This window comes from Cedecea sp. FDAARGOS_727, from assembly GCF_012273235.1.
In the GTDB taxonomy this organism is placed as follows: Bacteria; Pseudomonadota; Gammaproteobacteria; order Enterobacterales; family Enterobacteriaceae; genus Cedecea; species Cedecea davisae.
This window is the reverse complement of the sequence record NZ_CP050966.1, coordinates 4104516-4115262: the sequence shown is the minus strand read 5'-3', so window position 1 is coordinate 4115262 and position 10747 is coordinate 4104516. Positions and strand designations below refer to the sequence as shown.

Genomic DNA, 10747 nt, shown 5'->3' with positions numbered 1-10747 from the left:
CTGGATCTCATTTCACATCAACTTATTTTTTCAGTTATCGCTAACTTGCTGCTCTGTTGGTATTTATTTCAATTCAGGTAATTTCGATGCGGCGTTTTTTTCAATCCCCGTCAGCGGCAATAAATTGTCTACGGCGGCGGCATAATTTACCGCTGCCAGCCAGCCGTCATAATCGGCATTAATTTGTGCCCACGCCGCCTGAAAAACGTCCTGCTCCACGCTTAATAAATCGTTGAGGCTGCGTTTGCTGAGCTTGTATTCGTTTTTATAAACCTCACGGGCGCGGCGGGCGTTGTCCAGCTGTAGCTTTCCGGCCTCTTCCCGGCCTCTGGCACCGCTCCAGTCCGCCATCGCTACCGAGGCCTTCTGCAACACGTCAAATTTAGCCTGCTCTACCTGTGAGGTAGCAATACGCCGCGCGCCCTGAGCCTGCTCAACCTGGGCCGAAACGGCGCCCCCCTGATAGATTGGGGCATCAACGTTAAGTTGAATTTGATCGTCCCAGTAAGCGTTATTGTTGGACTGATAGCGGGTGCGCCCGCCCCTCAGGCTTAACGTGGGCCAGTGGCCGGACTTTGCTTTATCGACGGCATAATCCGAGGAGTTGCGCATGGCTTCAGCCGCTAATACCGCCGGGATAATCGAGTAGTCAATGTTGTCGAGCGGCTCCTGCTCCAGCGCCAGCTTCATCGGCAGCGGCTGGTATTGAGCGGCTTTCACTCCTGTCAGCACCACCAGCCGCGCTTTCGCGCTCTGTAAGGCGGCCTGATATTGTTCCAGCGTCGAGCGCATACCCGCTATCCTGGTTTGGGTTTGCAGCACGTCCGAGCTGGAGCTAAGCCCGGCGTCAGCACGCAGCTTCGCCATGTTGTTCACGGTTTGCAGCGCGGCAACGCCCTCGTCGGCGGCAGCAATCAGCGCCTGGTAGCGCTTGACCTCGATATACGTCTGGGCGGTTTTCTCCGCCACCTCGGTTAACGTTGCCATCAACTGGTAACGGTAGCTTTCCCGCTGGCTCTGCTGCTGGCTAATATTGCTGCTGGTTTTGCCGAAGTCATACACCAGCTGGGTAAGACTGAGACCGTACGCAGCCGAATTTTTTAATGAACCGCTGGAGTCAGTGGTGCTGGAGTGGCCGGTGCTGCCGCTAAGAGAAACCTGCGGGAACCATGCGCTCCGGGCCTGGTCGATTTGTGCCTGGCCGATGCCGAGCTGCGCGGCCTGCCGGGAAACCGCAGGATCTCTGTCCAGGGCAAACAAAATGCTCTCTCCGAGCGTCAGGCTGGTGGCTTGAGCAACGCCGGGGGCAGCGGCCCACTCCGGCGCAGGGGCGGCATTTCCACCCGCGCTGGCCCCGATACAAATAAGGGCGAAAATGACGCCTGACAGAGAATAAAAATGGGCCATAATCGCAAGATCCTTCTACTCAAAATAAATACAGAGATGCGGCAAAAGCTCCGCCTGCTGATTGGCGGATATGACTAAGCAGCCCAATAAATTGAGCGTATTAAATATATAAAAAGACAAAGATTTTATTATTGCGTGGCCGATTAATTTTCTTACCAGCACACCATCTGATTTCTTCAACTATCAATGAGTGTTTTTTCTTCGCACTTTCGCTTCCCATGAATAAATGAAACCCATAATCGAATAGCTATTTCCTTTAGGCTTCCGGCGATTTGAAAAAATAACCAACGAATTAAATATGACTTATTTTATTCAGCGGCGCAAATAACCAGGATGCTTTTTCCTACCGGTTTGTAAGAAAAATCCTACCAGATAAAAATTAACCTCACCAACGATTTTGTGTTAAAGACATGTTACGCAAAAGCAAAGTGGTGACAGTAACTTAGGAGAAAATGACAATATCTGCGCTAAAAACGAAAACGTCGAAGATCGATAATTCATAGAGTTAGCTTACATAAATTGATTTACATCAAATTTACATTTCGTATTAACAGACCGATAATATCAGGTTGCTCATTTTTGGTTGTTTTTTTATAGATGTTAATTTTTTGTTGATGCAAGGGTGTGCTGCGGTCGCCAGAACGCTTTTCAACGCCGCTGAATACCCCTCAGAGAAAGTCACTTCATGACCAAAATAGCGGTTTCTTGACAAAAAAACGCAAAAAAAAGCCGGGAGATCCCGGCCTGAAGGTAGCTACAGATTTCATTAGACTAATGGTCAAGACTGGTTAACAGTCTCCCCCGCAAGCGAGGGAGTTCAACACTAGCAGCGACAAATAATAACGGATAGTGATAAGACCCAAAATGTGTCGCTATTTAGTAGCGCACGCATACCGTTTTAGTTTCGGTATAGGCGTCCAGCCAGTCCGGGCCAAAATCACGCCCGGTTCCGGACAGCTTCATTCCGCCAAACGGCATGTTGGCGTCTATCAGCGTGTGGCTGTTAACCCACACCGTTCCGGCCTGGATGCGCCCGGTATACTGCATTGCGGCCTGTAAATTATTGGTCCAGAGACTGGCAGTCAGGCCGTATTCGCTATCATTGGCCTGGCGTAAAGCCTCTTGCGCATCCGCCACCCGAACAAGATTGACAACCGGGCCAAAGACTTCTTCACGAGTGAGTTTCAGGCTGGCGGAAGGATTCACGACCAGCGTAGGCGCAATGTAAAAACCGTCGCCTTGCGGCCCCGAGTTACCGCTGATAATTTCAGCTCGCTGCTGTTGCGCATCCGCCAGATAGCCCGCTACTTTCTGCTGCTGAGCTTTAGAAACCAGCGGGTTAATGTGCGCCTGAGGATCCAGGCCCGCACCAACCTGTAACGATTTCACCGCCTGCTCAAAACCGCTAACCAAAGTATCAAACAGCGGCGCTTCAATATAAATTCGCGAGCTGGCGGCACATACCTGCCCCTGGTTCAGGAAGCTTCCGGCCATCAGGCCTTCAATAACCATTGCCGGGTCGGCGTCTTTCAGCACGATGGCCGGGTTTTTACCGCCCAGCTCCAGCGTGACCCTGGTCAGACGGTCAGCCGCCGCTCTGGCAATGCCTTTTCCGGTGGCCGTCGAGCCGGTAAAGCTAACCTTAGCCACAAGAGGATGTTCGGTCAGCGCTTTGCCACAGCCTGCTCCGCTGCCGGTTACTACATTAAACATGCCATCCGGCACGCCCGCCTCGCTCGCCAGTTCCGCCATGCGAAGCAACGTCAGCGGCGTTGTCTCTGAAGGTTTCACCACGATGGAACAGCCGGCGGCGAGTGCGGGCATGACTTTCCACATACCTATCAACAGCGGAAAGTTCCACGGCACGATACCGGCTACCACGCCAATTGGTTCTTTGCGTGTCCAGGCCTGGTAACGCGCCCCTTCCGGCATCGGGATCGATACATCCAGCGTCTGGCCGCTAATTTTAGTGGTCAGGCCTGCGGTGTAACGCATCCAGTTCAAAGTGCATCCCACTTCAAAAGCGCGGGAAATATTGATCGACTTACCCTGCTCCAGAGTTTCCAGCTGCGCCAGCTCTTCCGTATTCTGCTCAAGCAAATCGGCAAAACGCAGTAAGATCCTTTCCCGCCCGGCGGGCAGCATATTTGCCCAAACGCCGCCGCTGAATGCGCGCCAGGCAGAGGTTACCGCTCGATCGACATCCTCTGCGCTGGCATCGGCGCTGCTGGATATTTGTTGCCCGTCCGCCGGGTTGTAAACCGCCAGCCGGGAGGCGCTGTCGGACTCCTGCCAGCGGCCATCAATGTAAAGCCCATGAGAACGCTGAAGAAACTGGCGCACATTGCCCAGCACGCTTACCGTTTCTTGCTCAGACATAGCATCTCCTTATCAAAGTCATTATCGGGTAGCACCTCTTCATTCTAGGCGTTATGTTGAATTCCGGGTTTGCTGCGGCTGACATTCGCTTTGCTGGCTGTGACACGCTACACAAATACAAATCATGCTGCTTTTTTTGAATCACGTTTACCTATAGTTATTGGCGTCGGGCGACGAAAGGTGGGGGATGTATGGCACAAGAGCAATACAACGAGCGATTCGAAAAATGGCTGGATCAGGTTAATCGTGCATGCGGGCGCTTTGCCGGTGCGGCGCTGAAAAGTGAATTTCACGGCAGCCTGAGCGAGCAGCAGATGCATGCCATGAAGCTTAGCGTCGTGGAGATAAGCCAGGCCAGCCTGGTGAGAACCCGGCGCGAGGTTTCACAAAGCAACGACGCCTGGTTTTATACCGTATTTCAGCTGGCCGGAGAGGCCGTAATGGAGCAAGGCGACAGCCAGGCCGTGCTACGAGGCGGCGACATCACGCTTATCGACGCCTCTCAGCCCAGTCGTTTTACTTATACCAGCGGCGCAAAACAGGTCTCTCTGCTGCTGCCCCGCCACCTGCTTGAACAGAACCTGCGTTTCGGTGACATTCCCTGCGCGCAAAGGCTGGCGGCGGAATTACCGATGGTGCGGCTTAGCCATAGCCTGCTGCGCGAAAGCATGGGGAGCAACTCTCTTAGCAATAATGAGAGTGAAGCTATGCTGGAAGCGATTACCTGCATGCTTACCCCTGCGCTTATCAACCGCAGCCTTCCTCACTCCAGGCGCGACCGCCATCTGCAAAAAGTCATGTCGCTGATTGATGAGCATATTCAGTCCGAAACGCTGCGCCCGGAATGGATTGCCAGCGAATCCGGCATGTCGGTACGCAGCCTCTACCGCCTGTTCGCAGATAAAGGGCTGGTAGTCGCTCAATATATTAAAAATCGCCGTCTTGACCTGTGCGCCCAGGCGCTGCGCACCGCCGGGCAAAGCGAGAAACTCGCGGGGATTGCTTACAGCTGGGGATTTGCCGATCACAGCCATTTTTCAACGGCTTTTAAAGGAAGGTTTGGGCTTTCGCCGGGGAAATATAGGAAGCGTTTTCAGGCCGCCTGAAAAGAGCCCTCTCACCCTGAGCCTTCCTGAAAGAAGGCCGGGGGTGAGAGTAAAATACCAAAACTACTTCTTCATCCACTGGCCGTTCAGACCACGCACATACTCACCGACCGGCGCACGATCGACCAGTTTCTGCCCGGCAAGCCGCGCCACTTCGTTGATCGAAATATTATTGGTGTCCGCCAGCTGCTGGTAATGCTGGGCGCGGGCATCATTGATGCTTTTTACCAGCGCCAGGGTTTCCTGGTCCTGTTTTATCGGCGCAATATAGCCGCTTAGCGTTTCGCCGACCCGCCCCTGTTCACGAGCTTCATTCAATGTCAGAGCCATTGCCGACGCGCTGAACAACAAGGCCAGCGCCAGCGCCCCTTTAAGAATAGATTTCATCCCCGTTCCCCTCATCAGAACAGATCGCTGCGGCTTTTGAGCAGGCTTTCGACATCTTTATCCACTTTGATATGGATCTCATGCTCAATTTTGACATTCATATTGATGGTGATTGGCTCTTTCGGCGCCGCTACCTCGATTCGCGGCGTGCAGCCCGCCAGCATCATGGCGCAGGGTGCCAGCAGCGCGGCGGTTAATATTTTCATTGTCTGTCCTCACAGGCTTCGCCGGGTTGGGTACAGCGCGCTGACGGCAGCGCGGCATTCTCTTCCAGCCAGGTTTGTAAATTATCGCCAAAGCGCAGGCTGCGCCACAGGGTAAACAGGTTTTCCTCATGGGTATAGTTGAGATTGACGGTATTTGTTTTCCCCTCGACGTGGCTGATGCCGGTCACGCTGGAGCGCATTTTCACTATGCCGAGATTATCAAGACTGATTTGGGTCCAGGAGCGGGAAATTTCCATATAGCGCAGCCAGTTAATTGCCGCCCCCGCAGCCATATTATTATCGACGATGGCGTCGGCCATATCCTTATCCATGCGGAAGGTCATCGGCCCGGGGTTTGTCAGCCAGCCGTCTTTGATTATCCACTGCGGATGGTTAAGCCACAGCGGCAGCGCGCCGTTGAAGCGCCCGGACATGGTGAACTGTTTCGGGCTAATCGCGCTGATGAGTTCGCTCGATGAGAGATTTTGCAGGCGCAGCAGCGCCGCATCATGCTGCGGCATACGCAACTGCTGCATGGATATCTTGCCGCCCAGCACATCGGCATTCACGTTGCTTAGCAGCAGAGGCTGACGTTCGCTCCACGGATACCAGCCTTCAAGATCGGCAGTAATATTTTGCGTCGCAATCTGGTTACGCACTTCTGCGATGCGCAGAGTGACCGGCCCACGGGTGCCGAGATGCCAGGTGGCGTCGCTGAAGCGGAACGGCAACACAAAGTCTACGCCGTTGATTTGGTTATCCGGCATCCAGACGCTGCCGTTTTTTACCACGCCGTGGCCGCCTGCCTCGAAGCCCTGCCCGGCGGCGGCCGAGAAAGCAACCTGAGCGTAGAGCGCGCCGCCCTTCAAATCCATTTTCCAGTCCGCCGGGAGCAGCGGCTGGAACACGGTCAGCACCTGCTTTGGCCACCATGCATTACCGCGCAGGCGCTCGCCATCCCAGCGCCCCACCACCCGTACCGGGCCAATAGCACCCGCATGGAGATCGCCTTTGTACAGGAAGGAAGTTGGGTTTTGGCCGCTGACGCTAAACTTGAGCGTTGAAGGGGGCAAGGCGCTGCCGCCGCTGAAGGTGGCTGCTCCGGCATCCAGCGAAAAGTCACCGCTAAAGGTTTCTTTTTTTTCGTTACGCTCCCAGCGCAGCGGTTTTTCCAGCACCAGGCGCGGCTTGGCTATCAGCATCGAGCCGTATTCCAGTTTGTCGAATCCGGTTGAGAGCGAACTAAGCTCTATTGCGCTGTCGCGCCATTCGCCAAGGCCCCTGACGTCCCACTTAGCCTGCATCGGCGTGAAACTGCCCTTGCCCCAGTAGCGCCACTGCCACAGCCCGGCGTCCGGCAGGAAGTCGTTAGCTTTGCCGTCAAGATGCAGTTCAACGGAGCCCATTTCGTTATCGTGAGCGCGCAGAATTGCCTGCAAACGACCATCTACGCCTTTACCCGAGACGCGCACGCCGGCCAGCGGCCAGCGCACATCATCTATATTCAGGGTTTCAATCAGCCGCCCGCGTGAACGCAGCAGCGCGCCGGGGCGGAACAGTAAAGCCGGGTCGGTAAGCGCCCCGGTCAGCTCGCCGGGCAGCACCGCGTAAAAAATCAGCTGATCCTGTTTGGCTTCGCCGGTTAGCTGAAACGGTAAGGCGCTGTCGGTCATGCTGAGCTTGCCCGGCCCGATGTTCAGCACGGCGTTACCCTTCCCGGCTTCGCCCTGGGTCACCACGTTCATTCGCCCGGTGAAAACAGCGTTATCCAGCCCCTGCTGCCAGTCTTCCACCTTCAGCGCCAGGCCGCCGCGCAGAGGGAAACCGGCGTAGGGCCAGTTCCACTCGCCGCCGTTAATCTCCAGCATTTTCTCGCTAAGACTCCACGGAACCGAAAGCAACATCTCGTCTGAGGCGGCTTTTCTGACCGCTAACGTACCCGAGCTGGCATGCCAGTTCAGCATCACGTCAAGCTTGTCCGGCTCCTGCGGAATTTGTACCTGAGTCGCAACCTGGCCATCGGTCGGCAGGCCGTCGGGAACCAGAGGCAGGGTTAACTCGCCCACTAATTCCAGCGGTGGAAGACCTTCGAATGCGCCAACCTTCAGCTCGCCTATCCGCAGGATCTGCCCTTTAAGGGTCGCGGCAACGGTCAGCAGTTTGCCCTGGTAATCCAGGTGCTGTTGCTCCGGCGTCAGCGACAGGCGCAGCGCCCCCGAATACTGCTGCCACGGAGTCACGTTGAGCTTATCGATAGTCAACCAGGTGTTGGGCAGCATTTTCTGCCATTCTTCAAGGGTACGCGGTGCGGCGGACGAGGCATCATCCTGCGGGATTTTGCTGATACAGTCCGGGTTCAGATTGAGCTCTGCAACCTGCAGGCGCCAGCGGCTTGGGTGGCTGAGGGTGGCATCCCTGAGATTGGCAAGTTCGCACTCACCCGCCAGATAACGGAGATCGGGAATAACAATTGCGCCGTTATGCAGGCGCGGGCTGGCTTCCATCGCGATGCGCGTTCCCTGCGGCAGCCAGATACCGGCAAGCGTCGGCAGCCAGTGAGCGAGCGTCAGCAGCAGCGAAAGCGGCAGTAAAATCAGCGCCAGCAGCAGCGCAAGGGCGGCTTTGTATTTACCCTTCATGGGTGGTTAATATCCTGATTCAGCGACAATTTAAGCCGAAATATGTCATTATTCTGGCACGATTATGGCCGGACGTGAAGGCGGCGACAGCATTAAGCTTAGCTTGCCCGGAAAGTGTAATAGTCACCCGGCGTTAAAATTTCTTTTAAGAAATTGTATGATTATTTTAAGCATGGTAATTTTGGAACCAACCCTTTCTGGAGATAAGTCTTATGAAACTTGCGGTTTATAGCACAAAACAGTACGACAAAAAGTATCTGGAGCAGGTTAACCAGGAGTATGGCTTTGATCTTGAATTTTTTGACTTCCTGCTGAGCGAGAAAACTGCCAAAAACGCCAACGGCTGCGACGGAGTCTGCATCTTCGTTAATGATGATGGTAGTCGCCCGGTACTCGAAGAGCTAAAAAAACACGGTGTTAAATTTATCGCTCTGCGCTGCGCCGGTTTTAATAACGTGGATTTGGAAGCGGCAAAAGAGCTCGGCATGCCGGTAGTCCGCGTACCTGCTTATTCGCCTGAAGCCGTCGCCGAACACGCCGTGGGCATGATGATGTGCCTTAACCGTCGCATTCACCGTGCCTACCAGCGCACCCGCGATGCCAACTTCTCGCTCGAAGGGCTGACCGGTTTTACCATGCACGGCAAAACCGCTGGCGTCATCGGCACCGGCAAAATCGGCGTTGCGGCGCTAAGAATTCTGAAAGGGTTTGGCCTGCGCCTGCTGGCGTTCGATCCGTACCCAAGCGCGGCTGCTCTGGATCTAGGCGTGGAATATGTTGACCTGGAAACGCTGTTCGCCCAGTCAGACATTATTTCCCTGCACTGCCCGCTGACGCCGGAAAACTATCACCTGCTGAACCAGAGCGCCTTCGACCAGATGAAAAACGGCGTGATGATCATCAACACCAGCCGCGGCGGCCTGATTGATTCCCAGGCGGCCATCGACGCGCTCAAGCATCAGAAAATTGGCGCGCTGGGGATGGACGTTTACGAAAATGAACGCGATCTGTTCTTTGAAGATAAGTCCAACGACGTGATTCAGGACGACATTTTCCGCCGCCTCTCCGCCTGCCACAACGTGCTGTTTACCGGACATCAGGCGTTTTTAACCGCGGAGGCGTTAACCAGCATCTCCGAAACCACGCTCGAGAACCTGCGCCAGCTTGAAAAAGGCGAAGCCTGCCCCAACCAGCTGAACTGATTTGCCGCCCTCTTCACGCCGGAGAGGGCTTTTTAAGATTATCCTTACTGCTTCATGCGCCACATCCTGCGAAAGTGGCGCCCTTTCATTGATGACACATAAACCTTAGGGAGAAGAGATGAAAAAGTTTGCTTCACTTATGCTGGCAAGCGTTGTTCTGGCGGGCTGTGCCCAATCAGCCGATAAAGGCTCCGTAACCGCGCAGGACTTGCAGCACCACCGTTTTGTGCTGCAAAGCGTTGACGGCAAGCCTCTGGATGTGAAAAACAGCAAGCGCGCACCCGAGCTGAGCTTTGGTGAGAACATGCATATTTCAGGCGCGATGTGTAACCGCTTTATGGGTCAGGCAACGCTTGAGGGCGACACGCTGAAGGCGAAGGGTCTGGGGATGACCATGATGCTGTGCGTAGAGCCGCAGCTTAACGATCTGGATCACCGCATCAACGACATGCTCACTGCCGGAGCAAAAGTTACGCTGGAAAATCAGCAACTGGTGCTGAAAAGCGGCCAACATACGCTGACGTACAAACTGGCCGATCTGGTTAACTAATCAGTAGCTGCCACAGGTGCCGGCGGCGAGCGAGTTCTCATTACAACGCTTGCCGTTTGGCATGGCACACATGCCCATCGCACTGCCGTCCAGCTGACGCGCAACGCTCATCGTCCCGCCGATCATCGCACAATTCGCTTCGCCCTGGCTCGACATCGCTGCCCTCAGGCCCGGTGGAACATGGGCCGCAGTGGCCTGTTGCGGGGGTTCATTACTGCAAGCTGATAATAATAGTGCGGCACAACCGGCTAAAAACGCAGCGCGCATGGCTTCTCTCTCCTGGCTGAATATGCAAAACCTTTGCATAATGGCGCATGGTTACCGCTGCGTCGAGGGCATAAAGCAATAAAATGTGTTGCTTTTTGTGGTGTCGATCACCTTTTAAAACAAAACATCAGAGTTTTCTTAGCGCCCCGCCTTTTTATCTCGCTAAATCAAGCACGCCATCACTCCCGGTCAACCAGCAATAACGTGCCGTGACTACCGGGCAAAACGCGGTGTTCAGCTCCGGCCGGAATAAGATAAAAATCCCCGGACTTAAGCCTGATGGTTTCTCTCCCGACCTGGAGATCCATCTCGCCTTCAATCACCACCAGAAGCTCGTCAAACCCCGCATGGGACTCAACCGGAATGCCTTCCCCACCCATTTTGATAAGCTTAATGTTGGCGCCGCCGATTTTCCCCAGCACCTGCGACTTCCAGATATCCGGTAGTTCAAACGCCATCTGTGTTAACGATCCGCTATTCATGCCGTCTCCTTGTAGGGTAAGCCCCTATCCTCACCGCACTTTTCCCGTCGGCCAAATTCTTAATAACCATAAGATATTCACGAACTATTGCGCGGGGTAACGCAGTCGTTAACGATGGATCA

Annotated in this window: 10 protein-coding genes; 3 read left to right on the top strand and 7 right to left on the bottom strand. The window is 54.6% G+C overall.

What is annotated here, in order from left to right; genetic code table 11:
• Nucleotides 1–63: 63 nt before the first annotated feature.
• Together FOC35_RS19380 and FOC35_RS19375 are read right to left on the bottom strand one after the other, a co-directional pair.
• A complete protein-coding gene (locus tag FOC35_RS19380) occupies nucleotides 64–1407 on the bottom strand; it encodes a TolC family outer membrane protein (protein WP_016536617.1) in 1344 nt (447 codons plus the stop codon).
• Nucleotides 1408–2283: 876 nt separating this feature from the next.
• Nucleotides 2284–3786 (bottom strand): aldehyde dehydrogenase family protein, encoded by a 1503-nt coding sequence (locus FOC35_RS19375; protein WP_172569857.1) that lies wholly within the window; start codon nucleotides 3784–3786, stop codon nucleotides 2284–2286.
• Nucleotides 3787–3977: 191 nt separating this feature from the next.
• On the opposite strand from FOC35_RS19375, the gene feaR reads away from it, so the two are divergent.
• Nucleotides 3978–4892: a transcriptional regulator FeaR gene (gene feaR, locus FOC35_RS19370; RefSeq protein ID WP_172569856.1), complete on the top strand. Its 915-nt coding sequence runs from the start codon at nucleotides 3978–3980 to the stop codon at nucleotides 4890–4892.
• Nucleotides 4893–4955: 63 nt separating this feature from the next.
• Here the strand turns inward: feaR and FOC35_RS19365 are convergent, their stop codons facing one another.
• Genes FOC35_RS19365 through FOC35_RS19355 form a run of 3 tightly spaced genes read right to left on the bottom strand, consistent with a single transcriptional unit; the run spans nucleotide 4956 to nucleotide 8124 of the window.
• Nucleotides 4956–5279 carry a YdbL family protein gene (locus FOC35_RS19365; protein ID WP_172569855.1) on the bottom strand — a complete coding sequence of 108 codons (324 nt, stop codon included), beginning with the start codon at nucleotides 5277–5279 and terminating at the stop codon, nucleotides 4956–4958.
• Between the two features lie 14 nt (nucleotides 5280–5293).
• Nucleotides 5294–5485, bottom strand: coding sequence for a YnbE family lipoprotein (locus FOC35_RS19360; protein WP_016536623.1), 192 nt, complete (start codon nucleotides 5483–5485; stop codon nucleotides 5294–5296).
• A complete protein-coding gene (locus FOC35_RS19355; protein WP_172569854.1) occupies nucleotides 5482–8124 on the bottom strand; it encodes a YdbH family protein in 2643 nt (880 codons plus the stop codon). The genes FOC35_RS19360 and FOC35_RS19355 overlap by 4 nt, the downstream gene beginning before the upstream one ends.
• Before the next feature lie 212 nt (nucleotides 8125–8336).
• On the opposite strand from FOC35_RS19355, the gene FOC35_RS19350 reads away from it, so the two are divergent.
• Together FOC35_RS19350 and hslJ are read left to right on the top strand one after the other, a co-directional pair.
• On the top strand, nucleotides 8337–9326 hold the full coding sequence (locus FOC35_RS19350) for a 2-hydroxyacid dehydrogenase (RefSeq protein WP_016536626.1): 990 nt from the start codon (nucleotides 8337–8339) through the stop codon (nucleotides 9324–9326).
• A 118-nt stretch (nucleotides 9327–9444) separates the two neighbouring features.
• Nucleotides 9445–9876 carry a heat shock protein HslJ gene (gene hslJ, locus FOC35_RS19345; protein ID WP_016536627.1) on the top strand — a complete coding sequence of 144 codons (432 nt, stop codon included), beginning with the start codon at nucleotides 9445–9447 and terminating at the stop codon, nucleotides 9874–9876.
• Here hslJ and FOC35_RS19340 read toward each other — a convergent pair whose 3' ends face one another.
• The gene (locus FOC35_RS19340; protein ID WP_039898277.1) at nucleotides 9877–10143 is read right to left on the bottom strand and encodes a DUF333 domain-containing protein; all 267 of its coding nucleotides are present in this window, start codon (nucleotides 10141–10143) and stop codon (nucleotides 9877–9879) included.
• A 179-nt stretch (nucleotides 10144–10322) separates the two neighbouring features.
• Complete coding sequence (locus FOC35_RS19335; protein WP_254065315.1) at nucleotides 10323–10625, bottom strand: cupin domain-containing protein; 303 nt, start codon at nucleotides 10623–10625, stop codon at nucleotides 10323–10325.
• Between the last annotated feature and the right edge of the window lie 122 nt (nucleotides 10626–10747).